Source organism: Peptoniphilus sp. BV3C26, from assembly GCF_000478985.1.
GTDB lineage: Bacteria > Bacillota > Clostridia > Tissierellales > Peptoniphilaceae > Peptoniphilus_B > Peptoniphilus_B koenoeneniae.
Genome location: NZ_AWXB01000034.1, coordinates 15,277 through 34,715, shown reverse-complemented (window position 1 = coordinate 34,715; position 19,439 = coordinate 15,277). Strand labels below are relative to the sequence as shown.

The following is a 19,439-nucleotide window of genomic DNA, read 5'->3' as shown; positions in this document are numbered from 1 at the left end:
TCGCTCCGTCCATTTGTGCTGCTCCTGTGATCATGTTCTTTACATAGTCAGCGTGGCCTGGGCAGTCTACGTGGGCGTAGTGTCTGTTTGGTGTTTCGTATTCTACGTGTGATGTTGAGATTGTGATTCCTCTTTCTCTTTCTTCTGGTGCCTTGTCTATGTGAGCATAGTCTACGAATTCTCCTGAGCCGTATCTTTTGTTTAGTACTAATGTTATTGCTGCTGTTAGAGTTGTTTTACCGTGGTCTACGTGTCCTATTGTTCCTATATTTACGTGTGGTTTGGTTCTTTCAAAATGTTGTTTAGCCATTTCTTCCTCCTTATTTGTTTTTCTTGCCGATTACTTCATCAGCTATACTATTTGGTACTTGTTCATAGTGGTCAAATTGCATTGAATAGTTTGCTCTTCCTTGTGTGTTTGAACGAAGTGCTGTTGCATATCCGAACATTTCTGCAAGGGGTACATAACATGTTACTATTTGTGCACCGTTTACAAGTTCCATTCCTTCCATTCTTCCACGTCTTGAGTTTATATCTCCAATTACATCTCCCATATATTCTTCTGGAGTTGTAATTTCAACCTTCATCATAGGTTCAAGTAATACTGGGTTTCCTTTTGAAAGGGCATCTCTTAAAGCCATTGATCCAGCTATTTTAAATGCCATTTCTGAAGAGTCAACTTCGTGGTATGAACCGTCATAAAGTGTTACTTTTATATCAAGTACTTCATATCCTCCAAGTACACCTGATTGAAGAGCTTCTTCAATTCCTTGTTGTACTGGTCCAATATATTCTTTGGGGATAGCTCCTCCGACAATTTTATTTTCAAATACAAAGCCTGAACCTGGTTCAAGGGGTTCTACTTTAATTTTAGCGTGACCATATTGTCCACGTCCTCCGGATTGACGTACATATTTGCCTTCTCCGTCGGCTTCTTTTGTAATTGATTCTCTGTAAGAAACTTGTGGATTTCCGATATTTGCTTCGACTTTAAATTCTCTAAGCATTCTATCTACAATAATATCAAGGTGAAGTTCTCCCATTCCTGCTATTATTGTTTGTCCTGTTTCTTCATCAGTGTATGTTTTAAATGTCGGGTCTTCTTCTGCAAGTTTTTGTAGGGCTATTGCCATTTTATCTTGTGATGCTTTTGTCTTTGGTTCTATGGCAACTGAAATTACCGGTTCTGGGAATTCCATGTTTTCAAGAATTATTTGATCTTTTTCATCACAAAGAGTATCTCCTGTAGTGGTTTCTTTTAAGCCTACTGCAGCTGCAATTTCTCCTGCAAATACTTCTTCTATTTCTTCACGCTTGTTTGCGTGCATTAAAAGAATTCTTCCTATTCTTTCTCTTTTACCCTTTGTTGAGTTCATTACATATGATCCGGCTTTTATGGATCCTGAATAAACTCTAAAGTAAGCAAGTTTACCTACATAGGGGTCTGTTACTATTTTAAAAGCAAGAGCTGACATAGGTTCAGTGTCTGATGCGTGTCTGTCTTCTTCTTCGTCTGTACCCGGTTTTGTTCCTACTATTGCAGGAATATCTGTAGGTGCAGGTAAATAGTCTATTATTGCATCAAGTAAAAGTTGTACACCCTTGTTTTTGTATGATGATCCACAAGTTACTGGGGTCATTTTTACTGCAAGTGTTCCTTTTCTTATTGCATTTTTTATCATTGTATCGGTTATTTCTTCTTCTTCAAGGTAAGCCATCATAAGATCTTCGTCAAATTCCGATACTCTTTCAATTAATTTATCTCTGTATTCTAAAGCTTTATCCATATATTCTTCAGGTACATCTTCTATTTCTATTTCTGTTCCCAGTTGATCTTTATAGATTTCAGCTTTCATTTCTACAAGGTCAATCATTCCTACAAAATTTTCTTCAGCTCCTATTGGGATTTGAATTGGAACGGGATTGCCATGTAGTTTTTTTTCAATTGTTTCAACTGATCTGAAAAAGTCTGCACCGGTTACGTCCATTTTGTTTATATGGGCAATTCTTGGTACGTGATACTTGTCAGCTTGTCTCCAAACTGTTTCAGATTGAGGTTCAACACCTGATTTTGCATCAAATAATGCAACTGCTCCATCAAGAACTCTTAGGGATCTTTCTACTTCTACTGTGAAGTCAACGTGTCCCGGAGTGTCAATGATGTTTAATCTGTAACCCTTCCAGTGAGCTGTTGTGGCTGCAGAAGTAATTGTAATACCTCTTTCTTGCTCTTGGGCCATCCAGTCCATTTGAGCAGCTCCTTCGTGGGTTTCTCCAATTTTGTGTATCTTACCGGTGTAGTACAAAATACGTTCTGTTGTTGTAGTTTTTCCGGCGTCGATATGAGCCATAATACCTATATTTCTTACTTTATCTAATGGTATTTCTCTTGGCATACTTCCTCCCTTACCATCTGTAGTGAGCAAATGCCTTGTTGGCTTCTGCGGTTCTGTGCATTTCTTCTTTTCTCTTTACTGATGCGCCCAGACCATTTGAAGCATCGATTATTTCTTTTGCAAGTCTTTGATCCATAGTTTTTTCTCCACGGGCTCTTGCAAATTTAACAAGCCATCTAAGTCCTAGAGTTTGACGTCTTTCAGGTCTTACTTCCATAGGAACTTGGTATGTTGCTCCACCTATTCTTCTTCCTTTTACTTCCAGCACAGGCATAACATTGTTAAGTGCTTTATAGAACACTTCTATTGGATCTTCGCCTGTTGATTCTTGTACAGCATCCATTGCGCTATACACAATTCTTTGAGCTGTTCCCTTTTTTCCGTCAAGCATTACATTGTTTATTAACTTTGTAATTACTACATCATCAAATTTAGGATCAGCCATTACTTCTCGTTTTTGGATATGTCCTTTTCTTGGCATAACTTCCCTCCTTAACCATTAATAGTCGATTCATCGGTACTCAGTTTTTGACCGTAAGCCTAAGCAATCTATATTAAAGTCAAATTTCATTTAATCAGTTTTTCGGCTTCTTTGTACCATATTTTGATCTTGCTTGACGTCTTGTATCAACGCCTGCAGTGTCCAGTGTTCCTCTTATGATGTGGTATCTAACACCTGGTAAGTCTTTTACCCTACCGCCACGAATAAGAACTACACTGTGTTCTTGCAAGTTGTGTCCGATTCCGGGAATGTAAGCCATTACTTCGTATCCGTTTGTTAAACGAACCCTTGCTACTTTTCTTAGAGCTGAGTTAGGTTTTTTCGGTGTTACTGTTCTAACTGCAACACATACTCCTCTCTTTTGAGGTGAATTTACATCAGTTTCAACTTTTCTTAGTGAATCATAGTTCACGTCAAGAGCAGGTGATTTTGATTTGTGTTCTACTTTCTTTCTACCTTGTCTAACCAGCTGATTAATAGTCGGCATTAAGGCACCTCCTTTATAAATTTTTGCATAATTTAAAGACCACCTAATGGTAGCCATAAATACGCTTATATATTCTATCATTAGTGGTCTTGTACGTCAACTTTTTTTAATTTTTCTATCTGTTTTTTCTTTACTTTTATTTTAAATTTGTCCTTTTAAAATTTGACCCTTTATTTGCTCTTTTGAGAAGTATTTTATAAGTTTAAATATTATCATGACAATGGATACTCCCAATAAAATATGTCCGACTCCTGCAAAACCTGTCATAGAATTTATCAGAAGTTTTGAAGGCCTATATGGATTTATAAGGCCATGTAAAAACATGATTGAATAGGTTAGAAACATTCCTGCCTCATAGATTTTAAGGGTGGTCTTAAATTCTTGTCCTTGAATTTGTAAGCTTTTAAGTGCCAAGAAAAATACGAAAAGAACAATGAAGCCTAAGACTATAAGGTGTCCATGAACTCTTAAAAGGTTGGGGTCAAGTGGAGCTATTTTGCCGAATTCTCTATAAAATGCTCCTGCAATTAAACCTGAGATTAAAAATGAAAATGCTGATCTTAAAAATTCCAGGCTTCCAAAGCTTTCTTTTGTGTTTTTTCTAAATTTTACAATCATCATTATATATGCCATGGTTTTTGGTATCATTAAGGCTCCAACTATGGGGTAGGTCCTTTTAAAAAGAACTACCGGTGTGTAAAAAGCGAAACTTAAGAATACCCAAATCCACAGGTTTTTTAGTTCTTCTTTGTATTTAAATTTAATTAGTAAATAAATTACAATTATTCCCATTACTAAAAAGGGTATGTTTGATATTAAATCAAGGGTATCTGAAAGGTTTACAAAGTTATAAATAACCAGAACTTCTCTTACAATTAAAGAAAGTCCTAGGGCAAAGTCCATTTTTTTATTTTTATAGCCTAGAATTTTTTTTATATAAATGTAAAATAAAACATAAAAAATTGACATGGTTACTGCTGATACTTTACTTCCATATAAAAGGAGGTTCTTATTTATTACAAAGCCATTTTCTTCAACCCTTGATATAATCCTCGGGACTAAGTGGAAGGTATCTCCTCCTGCAAGTAATATTGCCATTGTTCCTAAAAGATTTTTGCCCGGTTTTTTTGATGTTAACATCTTTAGACCCAAATACATGGCAAAGGTTAAATAAAATATATCAAAAAATACTTCCAATTCTCTCATTTTTCTACGCCTCTTAAAATCCAATTTGTATATAGTTTATAAACTTCTATAAATTTTTCTCTTGTATAGTCATTTCTGAAACTTTCTTTTATAAGTTCATGGATTATACTTTTTATGAAGTTTATAAATTCCATCATTTCTTTTTTATTTATGTTTTCTATTTCTATTTGAGGATTTTTTAAATCCTTTAAGTTTTCCTCTATAAATTCTTTTTTGTAATAGTCTTCTATTTTTTCGTCCCAATTTAAAAATTTATGTTTGTATAAATTTCTCTTTTTTTGGTCATAGAGAGTTTTTAACAAAAATTCTCTATATTTATTTAAAGTTTCTTTTAAATTCCCCTTTTCTTTTACCAAAAGTTTAAAAAATTCTCCATGTATCTCTAGTGTTTCTCTTTTAAGCATAAGAAAATAGGCATCATAGATGTCATCAAAGTATTGATAAAATGAACCTCTTGCCATTTTACTTTCTTTGATAATGTCTGAAACTGCTGCTTCTTTTATAGATTTACTTTCAAAAACATTTTTTAAGGCCTTATAAATGTTATTTTGTTTTTCTTCTGGTAAATTATAAAAAGTTTTATTTGCCATAAGTCCTCCTTTTTGTGACACCGTGTCATTTATTTTTATTTTAATGACAGTCTGTCATTTTGTCAAGTTTTTATTTTTTATTTTATTTTATTTAATTCGCCTTACGGCGATCGGACCAATGAATTGGTCCCTACATTCATTTGCAGGGGTTTAATCTTGTGAAACCTCTTCGCACAAATTTACACCACATTCACGTGTGGATTTCATGTTTGGATAAAATTACAATACATTTATGCGTGGGCTTTTGTGGGCTGTAGGGACCGGTTTACCGGTCCACGTGTATAATGTGGGAGAACAAAATAAATATTTGATTTAAAATTTATTTTAAATTTACATTTTTATTTTTATTTTATTTTAAATTTTTTCAATTTACATTTTTTCTTTATTTTTTCTTTTTCTATTTTTTTATTTTATTTCAATTCGCCTTACGGCGGCGGACCAATAAATTGGTCCCTACATTCGATTGCAAGGATTTAATTTTGTAAAATCTTTTCGCACAAATTTACACCACATTCACGTGTGGATTTCATGTTTGGATAAAATTACAATACATTTATGCGTGGGCTTTTGTGGGCTGTAGGGACCGGTTTACCGGTCCACGTGTATAATGTGGGAGAACAAAATAAATATTTGATTTAAAATTTATTTTAAATTTTTTTATAAATATTTTTTACGCTCTACGTGAAGCATTTTTGTTTTAAATTTTTCAACATACATTTTTTCTTTATTTTTTCTTTCTCATTTTTTTATTTTATTTCAATTCGCCTTACGGCGACCGGACCAATGAATTGGTCCCTACATTCGATTGCAAGGATTTAATTTTATTAATCCTTTACACATAAAATTACCTCACATTCACGTGTGGGTTCCATATTCGAATAAAATTATCTTACATTTTTATGTGTGGGATTTTGTGGGCTGTAGGGGTTTTTGTTGGCAATAAAAAAGCTACACATCTTGTATGATGTATAGCTAATTTTTATTTTTAGTCTTCTTTTATTTCTTCTTTTACTATTTTATTTTTTTCCAGTCTTTCTGAATTTTCCAAAATTTCAAAGTTTTCTTTTAGTTGGTCTGCTATGTCTATTTGAACTTTTGAATTTATTCTTGCTCCTGTTCCTGCAGGAATCAATTGACCGATTATTATATTTTCTTTTAGTCCTTGCAATAAGTCTTCTTTTCCTTTTATTGCTGCATCTGTAAGAACTCTTGTGGTTTCTTGGAAGGATGCTGCTGATAGGAAGGATTCTGTTGCAAGAGAGGCTTTTGTGATTCCAAGAAGACTTACTTGACCTTGAGCAGGATTTTTGCCTTCTTCTTCCAATCTTTTGTTTTCAGATTTATAGTCTGCAATGTCAACAAGGGATCCTGGTAAAAAGTCTGTGTCTCCTGCATCATAGATTTTAACTTTGTTCATCATTTGGCGAACTATTATTTCTATGTGCTTGTCATTAATGTCTACCCCTTGTAATCTGTAAACTCTTTGAACTTCTTTTACAATGTATTCTTCTACTCCTTTTGAGCCTTTTACTCTTAAAAGGTCTTGAGGGTATACGGATCCTTCTGTAAGTTCTTGTCCTTTTACAACTTTATCTCCGGTTTTTACTTTTAGTCTTGCTCCGAATACTATGTTGTAAGTTTGGTTTTCGCCTGTTTCGCTTACTATTACAACTTCTCTCTTGTTATTTTGTTCTATGACTTCTACTGTTCCGTCTATTTCTGCAATAACTGCAAGTCCCTTAGGTTTTCTTGCTTCAAAAAGTTCTTCAACTCTTGGAAGACCTTGAGTGATATCTGCTGCTGCTGCTACTCCGCCTGTGTGGAATGTTCTCATTGTAAGTTGGGTACCAGGTTCTCCTATGGATTGAGCAGCTATTACTCCTACTGCTTCTCCGATACCTACTTGGCTTCCTGTTGCAAGGTTTCTTCCGTAGCAATGTGCGCAGACTCCTGTTTTGCATTTACAACCTAAAACTGATCTTACTTTTACTTCTTCTATGCCTAATTTTTCAATTAATTCAGCGTCATCATCGGAAATTTGTGTGTTTGCTTTTACTATAATTTCTCCTGTTTCTGGATTTATTATATCTTCAAAAGCATATCTTCCTTCGATTCTGTCTTTTAGGCTTTCTATTAATTCTTTTCCGTCTTTAAAGGCTCTTGCTACAAGATATTCATCTGTACCGCAATCTTCTTCTTGTATTATTACTTGTTGTGATACGTCTACAAGTCTTCTTGTTAAATATCCTGAGTCCGCAGTTCTTAATGCTGTATCTGCAAGTCCCTTTCTGGAACCATGAGCTGACATGTAAAACTCAAGTACGCTAAGTCCTTCACGGAAGTTACTTTTTATTGGAACTTCTATTGTTCTACCTGAAGGTGATGCCATAAGTCCACGCATACCTGCAAGCTGTCTGATTTGGTTTTTACTACCTCTGGCTCCTGAATCTGCCATTATATAAATGTTGTTTAAGGAGTCAAATCCATCCATAACTTCATCTGTTAGGTCTTCTGTAGCTTTATTCCAAATTTCTATTACTTTTTCATATCTTTCTTCATCGGAAATAAGACCCATTCCGAAAGCTTCTTCATATTGTTTTACTTCTTCGTCTGCAGCTTTTAGAATATTTGGCTTTGTATCCGGAACTTCAACGTCCCCCATGGAAATTGAAATGGCACCTATTGTTGAATAGTGGTAGCCCTTTGACTTAATGTTATCAAGAAGTCTTGCTGTTGCAATATTTCCATGCTTTTTATAAGTCTTGTCTATTATTGTTCCAAGAAGTTTTTTATCTATTACCCTATCAATTTCAAGTCCGTAAGGATCAACTTTTCTATCTACAAATCCTAAGTCTTGAGCTATAAAATCATTTACTATAAATCTTCCTACTGAAGAATAAACAATTTTTCCCCTCTTGTCATTTTCATCAAGATATTTTCTAATTCCTACATGAGCTTGAAGGTGTAAAAATCCGCTTTGATATGCATGCATCATTTCATCATAGTCGCAAAAGACCATGCCGTCTCCCTTTAGTTTGTCTTTTCTATCTAAAGTCAGATAATACATACCTAAAATCATATCTTGTGTTGGAGTTGTAATAGGTTTTCCATCTTTAAGGGCAAGAATGTTATTTGTAGATAACATTAAAAGTCTTGCTTCTGCTTGTGCCTCTGTGGAAAGAGGAAGATGGACAGCCATTTGGTCTCCGTCGAAGTCAGCATTGTAGGCTGTACAAACAAGGGGATGAAGTTTAATTGCCTTTCCTTCTACAAGAACAGGTTCAAAAGCTTGAATACCCAGTCTGTGAAGAGTAGGGGCACGATTTAATAGTACTGGATGATCTTTTATTACATCTTCAAGTACGTCCCAAACTTCTTCTGATTGTCTTTCTACTTTTCTTTTTGCACTTTTTATATTATGAGCATACTCTCTTTTTACAAGTTCTCTCATAACAAAGGGCTTGAAAAGTTCAAGGGCCATATTTTTAGGAAGTCCGCATTGATAAAATTTAAGGTCCGGACCTACAACGATAACTGAACGTCCTGAGTAGTCTACACGCTTACCAAGCAAGTTTTGACGGAAACGTCCTTGTTTACCCTTAAGCATTTCTGAAAGGGATTTTAAAGGTCTGTTTCCCGGTCCTGTTACCGGTCTGCCTCTTCTACCATTGTCAATTAATGCATCTACAGCTTCTTGAAGCATTCTCTTTTCATTTCTGACAATAATGTCCGGTGCATTTATATCAAGTAGTTTTTTTAATCTGTTGTTTCTGTTTAAGATTCTTCTATATAAATCATTTAAATCGCTTGTAGCAAATCTTCCCCCGTCTAATTGAACCATAGGTCTAAGATCTGGTGGAATAACAGGAACTGCATCAAGGATCATCCATTCAGGTTTGTTGCCTGATTGGATAAAAGCTTCAATAACTTCAAGTCTTCTGGAAACTCTAATACGTTTTTGACCTGTTGCATCTTCCATTTCTTCTTTAAGTTCTTTAGATTCTTTTTCAAGATCAACTTTTTTCAGAAGCTCTTTAATAGCTTCAGCTCCCATTTTTGCTTCAAACTTGTCGCCATATTCTCTTTTAAGCTCTCTATATTCATTTTCATTTAATACTTGTTTTTCAACAATTGCATTTACATCATCATCAACTCTTGTAACGATATAAGCTGCAAAATATAAAACTTTTTCAAGAGATCTGGGGCTCATATCAAGAACAAGTCCCATTCTTGAAGGTATGCCTTTAAAATACCAAATGTGTGAAACAGGAGCAGCAAGTTCAATATGACCCATTCTTTCACGGCGTACCTTTGCTTTTGTTACTTCAACACCGCATTTTTCGCAAACTACGCCCTTAAATCTGATCCTCTTATATTTTCCGCAAGAACATTCCCAGTCTTTAGTAGGACCAAATATTTTTTCACAAAACAAGCCTTCTTTTTCTGGCTTTAGGGTTCTGTAATTTATAGTTTCAGGTTTCTTTACCTCTCCATAAGACCATTCTCTAATCTTTTCCGGAGAAGCAAGGCCAATTTTTATCGAATGAAATAATTCGCGTTCGTTCAAGTGAATCTCCTTTCTCTAAGACAAATCAATCTTCTTCGTCTTCGTCCTGTTCACCATCATCGTCACCTGAAATAATTTTCAAAAATGACGGTTCATCCTCATCTTCATCTTCAAAGGTAAGAGAGTTTGCATCTTCTGATGAAATTTTTGAAAAGTGTGAACTGCCTTCAATAAGTTCTTTGTAATCTTCATCAGATTCAGTATTAACTCCCGCATCTATTTTTTGTAAGTCTTCATCATCAGCTTCAAGATCTACAAGTTTTCCTTCATCATCAAGAACTTGTATTTCAAGAGCAAGAGATTCCAGTTCTTTAATAAGAACTTTAAAACTTTCAGGTACTCCTGGTGTAGGAATATTTTCGCCCTTTACTATAGCTTCATAAGTCTTAACTCTTCCTACAATGTCATCAGACTTAACAGTAAGCATTTCTTGAAGAGTATAAGATGCGCCATAGGCTTCAAGAGCCCAAACTTCCATTTCTCCGAACCTTTGTCCTCCGAACTGAGCTTTACCTCCAAGAGGTTGTTGAGTTACAAGAGAATAAGGTCCTGTACTTCTTGCGTGAATTTTTTCATCAACAAGGTGGTGGAGTTTAAGCATATACATTATCCCTACAGTAACAGGATGATCAAACTCTTCTCCGGTTCTTCCGTCACGAAGTTGAATTTTTCCGTCACTTGGCAGACCTGCTTTTTCAAGGGAATCTATAATATCTTGTTCGTTGGCACCGTCAAATACTGGTGTAGCAACTTTCCATCCAAGTTTTCTTGCAGCAAGTCCAAGGTGAACTTCAAGAACTTGTCCAAGGTTCATACGAGAAGGAACCCCTAAAGGATTAAGAACAATTTGAATAGGAGTACCATCAGGCATATATGGCATGTCTTCAGCAGGCATTACTCTCGAAATAACACCCTTGTTTCCGTGACGACCGCACATTTTATCTCCAACTTGAACTTTTCTCTTTGTAGCTATAAAAACACGAACCATTTCTTGAACTCCCGGTTGAAGTTCATCGCCCATAGCCCTTGTAAAGGTTTTAACATCTACAACAATACCTTGTTCCCCGTGGGGAAGTCTTAAAGAAGTATCTCTAACTTCTCTGGATTTTTCTCCGAAAATTGCACGAAGAAGTCTTTCTTCAGGAGATTGATCTCCTTCTCCCTTGGGAGTAACTTTTCCAACTAAAATATCTCCAGGCTTAACTTCGGCACCTATTCTTATAATTCCTCTTTCATCAAGATCTCTAAGCATATCAGGACTTACATTAGGAATATCTCTTGTTATTTCTTCAGGTCCAAGTTTAGTGTCTCTTGCTTCAGATTCATATTCTTCAATGTGAAGAGAAGTAAGAACATCATGAATAACAAGGTCCTTATTTACAAGCATAGCATCTTCGTAGTTATATCCTTCCCAGTTCATAAAAGCTATAAGGATATTTTTACCAAGAGCCATTTCACCCTTGTCCGTAGAAGGTCCGTCAGCTATAACTTCCCCTCTTTTTACAATTTGTCCCTTATTGACAATAGGTCTTTGATTAATAGTAGTACCTTGGTTGCCCCCAACAAATTTATGAAGTTTAAAATTAATTAATTTTCCATCTTGGTCTCTTTTTAAAGTTATATTTGTCGCATCAACCTTTTCAATAACTCCGTCATCAGTTGAAACAATAACAACTCCTGAGTCCTTTGCAGCCCTATATTCAATACCAGTTCCTATAATTGGAGCTTCAGTAGCAAGAAGAGGCACAGCTTGACGCTGCATATTTGCACCCATAAGAGCACGGTTAGCATCATCATTTTCAAGGAAAGGAATCATAGCTGTACCAACAGCAACAATTTGCTTAGGTGATACATCCATGTAAGTTACATCCTTGGAATCAAAAATATCTACAATACCCTCATGACCACGGGCAACAATACGATCATTAACAAATTTTCCATTTTCATCTAAAATTTCATTAGATTGAGCGATAATTTGTTCATATTCAACATCAGCAGTCAAATATTCAATTTCATTTGTAACAATTCCCTCTCCCTTTTTAACCTTTCTGTAAGGCGCTTCAATAAAGCCGTATTCATTTATCCTTGCATAGGTTGTTAGAGAAGTAATAAGACCGATATTTGGACCTTCGGGAGTTTCTATAGGACACATTCTTCCGTAGTGAGAGTTATGGACGTCACGCACTTCAAAGCCCGCTCTATCTCTGCTTAGCCCACCAGGTCCCAGTGCTGAGAGCCTTCTTTTGTGAGTTAATTCTGATAGGGGATTATTTTGATCCATAAATTGTGAAAGCTGTGAAGATCCAAAAAATTCTTTTATCGCAGCTGTTACAGGTCTAATATTTATAAGAGCTTGAGGAGTAGTTGCATCTGCATCTTGAACAGTCATTCTCTCCTTAATAACCCTTTCCATTCTCGAAACACCAATTCTAAATTGGTTTTGTAAAAGTTCGCCGACACTTCTTATTCTTCTATTTCCCAAGTGGTCAATATCATCAGTTTTGCCAACGCCAGGGAAAAGACCAAATTCATAGCTTATAGAAGCTAAAATATCATCGACAATAATATGCTTAGGACTAAGCTCATTTTTTCTCTTTATAAGCTCTTCCTTTAAAGCCTCTGGATTTTCAGAAAATTCATCGCAAATTTCCTTAAAAACCGGATAATAAATTTTTTCCTTAAAACCGATTTCCTTAAGACTAAAAGGTAAATCAAAATCAGAAGGAATACAGAAATTGTTTCCGTAAACAATAACATCTTTATCAGTATCATTTAAGTGAACTGCCTTAATCCTTACAATTACCCTATTTATACCTGCATTTTCGATTTTATAAGCAGTTTGTCTATCAATAAGCTCTTCTTCGTTCACTAAAACTTCACCAGTATTAGGATTTATAACATCCTCTCCGGCAATCATTTCTTCAATTCTCGATGCAAGATTCAGCTTTTTATTAAACTTATACCTGCCCACATGAGCAAGATCATATCTCTTAAAATCAAAAAACATGTTTTCAAAAAGAGATTGAGCAGAATCAAGAGTAGGCGGTTCGCCCGGTCTTAATTTCTTATAAATTTCAATTAAAGCCTCTTCCTTGTTGCTAGTAAGATCCTTTTCAAAAGTCTTTGAAAGGGCCTCAGATTCTCCTAAGAATTCTGTAATTTCAGAATTTGATTGAACTCCTATAGCTCTTAAAAGAACAGTAATAGGTATTTTTCTCGTTCTATCTATTCTGACATTAATAACCCCTTGAGAATCAGTTTCATATTCAAGCCAAGCACCTCTATTGGGAATAAGCGTTGAAGAATAAAGCTTTTTGCCTGTTTTGTCGGTTTCAACCTTGTAATAAGCTCCGGGGCTTCTAACAAGTTGTGAAACAACAACTCTTTCAGCACCGTTAATAACAAAAGTTCCCGTAGGAGTCATAAGAGGAAGATCTCCCATAAAAACTTCCTGTTCCTTAACTTCTCCGGTCTTAACATTAATAAGCCTTACAATAACCTTAAGAGGAGCAGCATAGTTCGTATCACGCGCCTTAGCTTCATCAATTGAATACTTAATTTCATCAGAAATCTTGTAATCAACAAACTCCAAAATTAAATTTCCGGCATAGTCCTCAATGGGACTAACATCATCAAAAACTTCTCGTAATCCTTCATCAAGAAGCCACTTGAAAGAAGAAGTTTGCACTTCCAAAAGATTTGGAACTTCAAGAACCTCTTCAATTCTTGAAAAACTCATTCTTTCACGGTTTCCATACTTTACAGGATGTACCATTAAATCACCCCTATTTTGTTTCATGCAGTAACGTCCAATTTATATTTAGAGCCTAATGTTCCACTCTAAATTAATTATTATGCAATTTATTATTATAACACTTGGCAAGTTAAATTCAAAGCATTAATTAATTTTTTTTATAAAAATTTTTTACGCTTCACGTAGAGCGTTTTTAAATTTATTCTCTATTCTTGAATTAAAATTTATTTTATATATGACCTCTAGGGACCGATTTTCAATTAATTGGTCTCTACTTCAGGTTTAAATTTCAATGGAAATTATTTTTATTTTTCAAGGCATAAAAAAAAGACCCTTAGGTCTTCTTTTTATATTTATTTTTAAAAGGTTAATACTACTTTTATTGAGCTGGTGTCTTTTTCCATAAATTTTTCAAAGGCTTTTTTGTAATCTTCTGCTTTAAATACATCTGTTACGAATTTATTTAAAAGGTCTTCTTTGTCTTTTAAATATGAGCAAACTATGTCGAATTTTTCGTATTGAAGTCTTGAGCCTGCAATTTCTATTTCCTTTTGATTTATGGTTTTGCAATCCAAAGGTATATATTCAGAACCAAATGCCAAAGGAACAACTCTTGATGCTGGTGATAGAAGTTTTACAGCTTCTTCCATTACTTGAGGCACTCCTGTTGTTTCTATTAAAACATTTACCCCTTCGCCATTTGTTATTTGATCTACTAAATCTTTTAAAGATTCTTTTGAAGGATCGATTGTGTATTTTGCTCCAAATTCTTTTGCCATATTTCTTCTTCTGTCATTTATTTCAGATACTATTACATTGGCTCCCTTGCAGGTTGCTATGTCTGTAATTAAAAGCCCCATAGGACCTGCTCCTGTTACTAATACATAATCGCCTTTTTTTACTCTTGCTCTTGATGTTGATTGCTCTGCTATTGTGTAAGGTTCTGCTACTACTGCATGTTCAAAGGACATATTGTCATCTACTTTATGCCATTTTGATCTGTCTGCTACTAGGTATTCACAGAATCCGCCTTCTCTATGAACTCCATAAACTTGTAAATCTTTACATACATTGTGTCTTTCATGTCTACATGCATAACATTCGCCACAAAATTCTATGGGTTCTAAGACTACCTTATCTCCAACTTTTAAATCTTTTACTTTGTCACCAACTTGATAAACTTCTCCACAAGCTTCGTGGCCTATTATTCTTGGATATATTGCAAAAGGATTCTTTCCTTTAAAGATTCCTACATCGGATCCGCAAATTCCAAAGGCTCTTATTTTTACCAATACGTCTTTAGGATTTTTTATTTTAGGCATGGGAACTTCTATAAGTTCCATTCTACCTGGTTCAACAACTTGTATAGCTTTCATTTTCTCTCCTTTTATGCTCTGTGATTTTTATGTGATTTTTATATTCTAAAGAATTATTTCATAAGTCCCGGTAAGAATGTTGTTACTGCTGGTACGTATGATACTAAAGCAAGAATTACCAGTAATACAACTAAAAATGGTGCATTTGCTTTTATTGCACGTCCTGTTGATATTTTTCCTATTTGAGCTGCTGTTGTTAAGCATAGTCCAACGGGAGGTGTTACAAGTCCAATCATAAGATTTAGTATTGCCATAATTGAAAAATGTATTGGGCTCATTCCTATTGCTGTTGCAACGGGAAGTAAAACGGGAATCATAATTATAATTGCCGCTATAGATTCCATAAACATACCTGTAAATAATAGAACTATATTCATAATTAATATTACTAAAATAGGATTTTCAGTTATTGATAAAATTCCACTTGCTATTGTTTGAGGTACTCTTTCACTTGTTAAAATCCATGCAAATAAATTTGCAATTCCTACTAATATTATAACTGAGCCTGCTGCTATGACAGTATCTCTGAAAATTGGGAAAATATCTTTTAATTTTATTTCCTTATAAATAAATATACCTACTACAAAGGCATAAAGTACTGTAACTATTGATGCTTCTGTAGGGGTGAATATTCCTGAAAGAATTCCAACCATAAGTATTAAAGGCATAAGAAGAGCCCATATTACGTCTTTTATAATTTTCACTCTTTCTTTCATAGGAACTCTTTCGTGCTTAGGATAGTTTCTTTTCTTAGACATATAGTATGTTGGAATTATAAAGCCCAAACCCATTATTAAGCCTGGCATTATTCCGCCTACGAAAAGTTTAGCTATTGATAAGTTTGTTAAAGTTCCTGCAATAACCATAGGTACTGATGGTGGTATTATAGGTCCTACGACTGAAGTTGATGCTGTAATTGCTACAGAGAAGTCTGCATCGTATCCTTCGTCTTTCATAGCAGGAATTAACATTGATCCTAAGGATGCTACGTCTGCTAGGGCTGTTCCTGAGATACCTGCAAAAAGAACTGATGCTAATATATTTATATAGGCTAAAGCTCCTCTTATATGACCTACAAACACGTTACAAAAGGCAACTATTCTCTTAGTTATTCCCCCTGTGTTCATTAGGTTTCCTGCTAAAATAAATGATGGTATACATACCATGGTAAATGAGTCCATTCCTGCATACATTTTTTCCGCTACTATATTGAAAGGGATACCTTCAAGTAATAAATAAATTACTGCGGATATTCCCAATGAATATGCAATAGGAACTCTTGTAAATAATAAAATCAAAAAGATTATAAACATTATCCATACATTCATAATTTCTTATCCTCCATAATTAATTTCTCTAATCCTGTGTAATATCAAATTGTTCCAGTGATTTGTCGGAATCTTTCAAAAAGTCTATTAATTTTAAAACACTGTAGAATAGAGAAAATATTCCGAAAAATAAAATTGTGCTGTGATGGATAAACATTGGCCATCTCATAGCCGGTGATACTGATCTTCCACCTAAAGTTGTAAATAAATATCCGCTATATATTACAATTCCTAAAAATATTGAAATCAAAAGAAAATCTATAAAAATGCAAATTTTTTTAGCATTCTTAGGGAATTTTTCATAAATTAAATCAACATCTGCAAAGGCATTGTATTTTAATGAGAGGGGTGCCCCAAGGGCTATTATGAAAACAAAAATAAATCTTGTTAATTCTTCTGTCCAACTTAAGGTTAGAGAAGGCATATATCTTGCTGCTATTTGCATTAAAACGACAATTATCATAGCCATATAAAGTATAACCGTTATAACAGATAAAACTTTATCTAAAAAGCTATCAAGTTTTTTCAAAATAAACCTCCTTATAAAGTAAGAAAACGGCTTAGCCGTTTTCCTCCTATAAATCTTTTCCTAATTCAACTACTTCTTCATATATCTTGTATGAGTCTGCATCAAAGTATTCTTTAATTGCAGGTTCCATAGCTTTTCTAAAGGCATCCTTATCTACATTTTCATTAATAGTCATGCCTTTTTCGATAAGTTTTTGTTTGAAATCATCTTTTGTATCGAAATAAAGTTTATTAATATATTCTTGTGATTCGCTTGCAGCTTCTAAAACTTGTTTTTGCATTTCTTCTGGAAGTGCATTAAATTGTTTTTCTCCAACGATGAAGAAAAGATATCCTACTACGTGTTCAGTTTCATTTGCGTATTTTTGAACTTCATAGAAACTTGAATTGTAAATCATGTCGTAAGGATTTTCTTGTGAATCTATAACGCCTTGGTTTAATGCTGTAAATACTTCATTAAGAGCCATTACGTTTACATTTGCTCCAACTGCTTCCCAGCATTTAATAGCAAGGGGAGTATTTGATAATCTAAGTTTTAATCCTCTTGCTTCTTCAGGAGTTGAGATAGGTTTGTTTGAAGTTAAGTTTCTTGGTGTTCTTAATTGATACATTAAAGGTTTGAAACCACTGTCTTCGATTTGATTTTTAATCTTATCTCCAACATCGCTTGATAAAACTTTTTGTATGTGTTCTTCATTTTTATAAGCATAAGGTGCAGCCATAAGGTCTGCTAAAGGTGCCCAGTTTGACATGGATTCAGCTGAAATTGTCATATCAACAGTTCCTGAAAGAATTCCATTTAAAGCTTCCATTTCAGATCCTAATTCTGAGTTTGGATAGATATCAATTTTTAACTTTCCGCCTGTTTTTTCTTCAACTCTTTTTGCGAAATCCTTTGCACCTAAGTTCCAGTTGTGATCTTCAGTAACAATGTCACTAAGTTTCCAAACTATTTGCTTTTCTCCTGCGTCTTTTCCTGCTCCTTGATCTTGTTTGTTCTTGTTTCCGCATCCTGTTGGTATAGCAACAAGTGCTAAGGCAAGTCCTAATGAAGCAATTCTCTTAAAATTTTTAAAATTCATAAAATACCTCCCGATATGTAAAAAATTACATAATATACTAATATATTACGTGCTTTTATATTAACACCATTCCCTTACAAAGTCAACTGATAAAGAAAACATTTGTCTGAATTATTATGAAATTTATTCCATAAAATATTCCGGATATTTTGCCCTTAATTTTTTTTCATTTACTTCCCATCTTCCTAAGTGGCTATCCATAATCTCCACTGCCTCATCAATGTTTTTATTTTCTATTGCCTCAATTAATCTTCTATGGTCTTCAATAGTATTTTTTAAATGCTCTTTTGACATCTCCAAATTTCTTACCCGGTCATAATGTATAAAGGCAGGTTTTATCATTTTATGAAGTTTTTCCATATCCGCAATTTTATATAAAAGCCCGTGTAAATTGCTGTCTAATTTTGAAGCATCCTTAAAAATTTCATTTTCATAGCAAAAAACTTGCATGGAATAAATTTGTTTGAGTTTTAATATATCATCTTCCTTTGCAACTTTGCATACGACTTTAATGATTTCTTTTTCCAGGGCAAGTCTTAAAAATTTTGTTTCATTAACTATTTTAGTGTCAATTAAAGAAACTCTCATTCCTCTTTGAGGATAAACATCTATAATATTTGATTCATCTTTAAGTTTATTTATAGCTTCTCTTATGGGAGTTCTGCTTATTCCCAACAATTCCGAAATTTTAATGTCGCTTATGGTCTCCCCTGGTTTAAGAGTGAGATTAACAATATTTTCTTTAATTATATTGTAGGCGTAATCCCTTGCACTTTCATTGGAATTTCTTTCATATATTTCCAAAAAATCAGCTCCTTCGTGTGATATATATTAGTATATTACTTAAAGCCAACCTTTTCAAACATTTCTTTTATTTTTTACCTATAATATAATGTAAAAAAAGGAGGAAATTTATGGAAGATAAATCTATACCGGAACTCATTTCCCAAAAAATAATTAAAATGATTAAGGATTCAAACTTAAAGGTTGATGATAAATTGCCTAACGAAAAAGAATTGATGGAACTTTTTAAAGTGAGCAGAAATTCTTTAAGAGAAGCTTTAAAAATTTTAAGCAGCAGAAATATAATTTATATAAAGCAAGGATCAGGAACTTATGTAGCAGAACAAACAGGCATAAGCGAAGATCCTTTAGGCCTATTATTTATAAAAGACAGAAAAAAATTAGTAAAGGACATCTTAGATTTAAGATACATTTTAGAACCGGAAATAGCTTCTTTGGCTGCTCAAAATGCAAGTCCTGCCCAAGTAGAAGAATTGGAAGAAATTTTGGCAAAAATGGAAAAACAAATAAAAAAGAAAAATGATTTTTTGGAATATGACCAAGAATTTCACGGACTAATTGCAAAAATGACCCAAAATATTATTATTGCAAAACTTATACCTATTTTAAATGAAACTATTAAAGTTTTTTCTCAGGAAGCTTTAACCACAGAATACGAAAACACTTTAGTTTCTCATGAAAAATTATTTAATGCCATAAAAGATAAAAAATCCAATGACGCAAAAGAAATTATGACTTATCACATACTTTTTAATAAAGAAAGATTTTCCAAAGAAAGGTCGGATGAATTTTGACAAAAACATTGTAATGTCTATTTTT

General features: G+C 34.0%; 14 protein-coding genes. 1 reads left to right on the top strand and 13 read right to left on the bottom strand.

From position 1 onward, the window contains the following. From HMPREF1253_RS03130 to HMPREF1253_RS03070, 13 genes are all read right to left on the bottom strand, one after another. Positions 1 to 310: GTP-binding protein (locus tag HMPREF1253_RS03130; protein WP_023055291.1), on the bottom strand; the 310-nt coding region annotated here is incomplete at its 3' end. A 10-nt stretch (positions 311 to 320) separates the two neighbouring features. After that, entirely contained in the window at positions 321 to 2,396 is a 2,076-nt protein-coding gene (gene fusA / locus HMPREF1253_RS03125; RefSeq protein WP_023055304.1) for an elongation factor G, read from the bottom strand. A gap of 10 nt (positions 2,397 to 2,406) precedes the next feature. After that, positions 2,407 to 2,877 (bottom strand): 30S ribosomal protein S7, encoded by a 471-nt coding sequence (gene rpsG, locus HMPREF1253_RS03120; RefSeq protein WP_023055285.1) that lies wholly within the window; start codon positions 2,875 to 2,877, stop codon positions 2,407 to 2,409. 94 nt (positions 2,878 to 2,971) lie between these two features. Then, positions 2,972 to 3,385, bottom strand: a complete 414-nt coding sequence (rpsL, locus tag HMPREF1253_RS03115) for a 30S ribosomal protein S12 (RefSeq protein WP_023055287.1) — start codon at positions 3,383 to 3,385, stop codon at positions 2,972 to 2,974. Between the two features lie 141 nt (positions 3,386 to 3,526). Further along, positions 3,527 to 4,591 (bottom strand): DUF2871 family protein, encoded by a 1,065-nt coding sequence (locus HMPREF1253_RS03110; protein ID WP_023055305.1) that lies wholly within the window; start codon positions 4,589 to 4,591, stop codon positions 3,527 to 3,529. After that, positions 4,588 to 5,181 carry a TetR/AcrR family transcriptional regulator gene (locus HMPREF1253_RS03105; protein WP_023055294.1) on the bottom strand — a complete coding sequence of 198 codons (594 nt, stop codon included), beginning with the start codon at positions 5,179 to 5,181 and terminating at the stop codon, positions 4,588 to 4,590. Before HMPREF1253_RS03105 ends, HMPREF1253_RS03110 begins: the two co-directional genes overlap by 4 nt. A gap of 985 nt (positions 5,182 to 6,166) precedes the next feature. Continuing rightward, positions 6,167 to 9,748 (bottom strand): DNA-directed RNA polymerase subunit beta', encoded by a 3,582-nt coding sequence (gene rpoC, locus HMPREF1253_RS03100; protein ID WP_023055292.1) that lies wholly within the window; start codon positions 9,746 to 9,748, stop codon positions 6,167 to 6,169. Between the two features lie 25 nt (positions 9,749 to 9,773). Then, positions 9,774 to 13,523, bottom strand: a complete 3,750-nt coding sequence (locus HMPREF1253_RS03095) for a DNA-directed RNA polymerase subunit beta (protein ID WP_023055307.1) — start codon at positions 13,521 to 13,523, stop codon at positions 9,774 to 9,776. A gap of 338 nt (positions 13,524 to 13,861) precedes the next feature. Then, the gene (locus tag HMPREF1253_RS03090; protein WP_023055289.1) at positions 13,862 to 14,878 is read right to left on the bottom strand and encodes a zinc-binding alcohol dehydrogenase family protein; all 1,017 of its coding nucleotides are present in this window, start codon (positions 14,876 to 14,878) and stop codon (positions 13,862 to 13,864) included. Between the two features lie 53 nt (positions 14,879 to 14,931). After that, the gene (locus HMPREF1253_RS03085) at positions 14,932 to 16,206 is read right to left on the bottom strand and encodes a TRAP transporter large permease (protein WP_023055296.1); all 1,275 of its coding nucleotides are present in this window, start codon (positions 16,204 to 16,206) and stop codon (positions 14,932 to 14,934) included. Positions 16,207 to 16,234: 28 nt separating this feature from the next. After that, complete coding sequence (locus HMPREF1253_RS03080) at positions 16,235 to 16,735, bottom strand: TRAP transporter small permease (protein ID WP_023055297.1); 501 nt, start codon at positions 16,733 to 16,735, stop codon at positions 16,235 to 16,237. 46 nt (positions 16,736 to 16,781) lie between these two features. Then, positions 16,782 to 17,816, bottom strand: coding sequence for a TRAP transporter substrate-binding protein (locus HMPREF1253_RS03075; RefSeq protein ID WP_023055301.1), 1,035 nt, complete (start codon positions 17,814 to 17,816; stop codon positions 16,782 to 16,784). 123 nt (positions 17,817 to 17,939) lie between these two features. Beyond that, positions 17,940 to 18,620, bottom strand: a complete 681-nt coding sequence (locus HMPREF1253_RS03070) for a GntR family transcriptional regulator (RefSeq protein ID WP_023055293.1) — start codon at positions 18,618 to 18,620, stop codon at positions 17,940 to 17,942. 110 nt (positions 18,621 to 18,730) lie between these two features. On the opposite strand from HMPREF1253_RS03070, the gene HMPREF1253_RS03065 reads away from it, so the two are divergent. Beyond that, positions 18,731 to 19,414, top strand: coding sequence for a FadR/GntR family transcriptional regulator (locus HMPREF1253_RS03065; RefSeq protein WP_023055309.1), 684 nt, complete (start codon positions 18,731 to 18,733; stop codon positions 19,412 to 19,414). Positions 19,415 to 19,439 lie beyond the last annotated feature (25 nt).

What these genes read in the sequence shown, in the direction of transcription:
- HMPREF1253_RS03065 (WP_023055309.1), top strand. Translation starts at nt 18,731, where the DNA reads ATGGAAGATAAATCTATACCGGAACTCATTTCCCAAAAAATAATTAAA.
- HMPREF1253_RS03110 (WP_023055305.1), bottom strand. Translation starts at nt 4,591, where the DNA reads ATGAGAGAATTGGAAGTATTTTTTGATATATTTTATTTAACCTTTGCC.
- HMPREF1253_RS03085 (WP_023055296.1), bottom strand. Translation starts at nt 16,206, where the DNA reads ATGAATGTATGGATAATGTTTATAATCTTTTTGATTTTATTATTTACA.
- HMPREF1253_RS03090 (WP_023055289.1), bottom strand. Translation starts at nt 14,878, where the DNA reads ATGAAAGCTATACAAGTTGTTGAACCAGGTAGAATGGAACTTATAGAA.
- fusA (WP_023055304.1), bottom strand. Translation starts at nt 2,396, where the DNA reads ATGCCAAGAGAAATACCATTAGATAAAGTAAGAAATATAGGTATTATG.
- HMPREF1253_RS03075 (WP_023055301.1), bottom strand. Translation starts at nt 17,816, where the DNA reads ATGAATTTTAAAAATTTTAAGAGAATTGCTTCATTAGGACTTGCCTTA.
- HMPREF1253_RS03095 (WP_023055307.1), bottom strand. Translation starts at nt 13,523, where the DNA reads ATGGTACATCCTGTAAAGTATGGAAACCGTGAAAGAATGAGTTTTTCA.
- rpsL (WP_023055287.1), bottom strand. Translation starts at nt 3,385, where the DNA reads ATGCCGACTATTAATCAGCTGGTTAGACAAGGTAGAAAGAAAGTAGAA.
- HMPREF1253_RS03105 (WP_023055294.1), bottom strand. Translation starts at nt 5,181, where the DNA reads ATGGCAAATAAAACTTTTTATAATTTACCAGAAGAAAAACAAAATAAC.
- rpsG (WP_023055285.1), bottom strand. Translation starts at nt 2,877, where the DNA reads ATGCCAAGAAAAGGACATATCCAAAAACGAGAAGTAATGGCTGATCCT.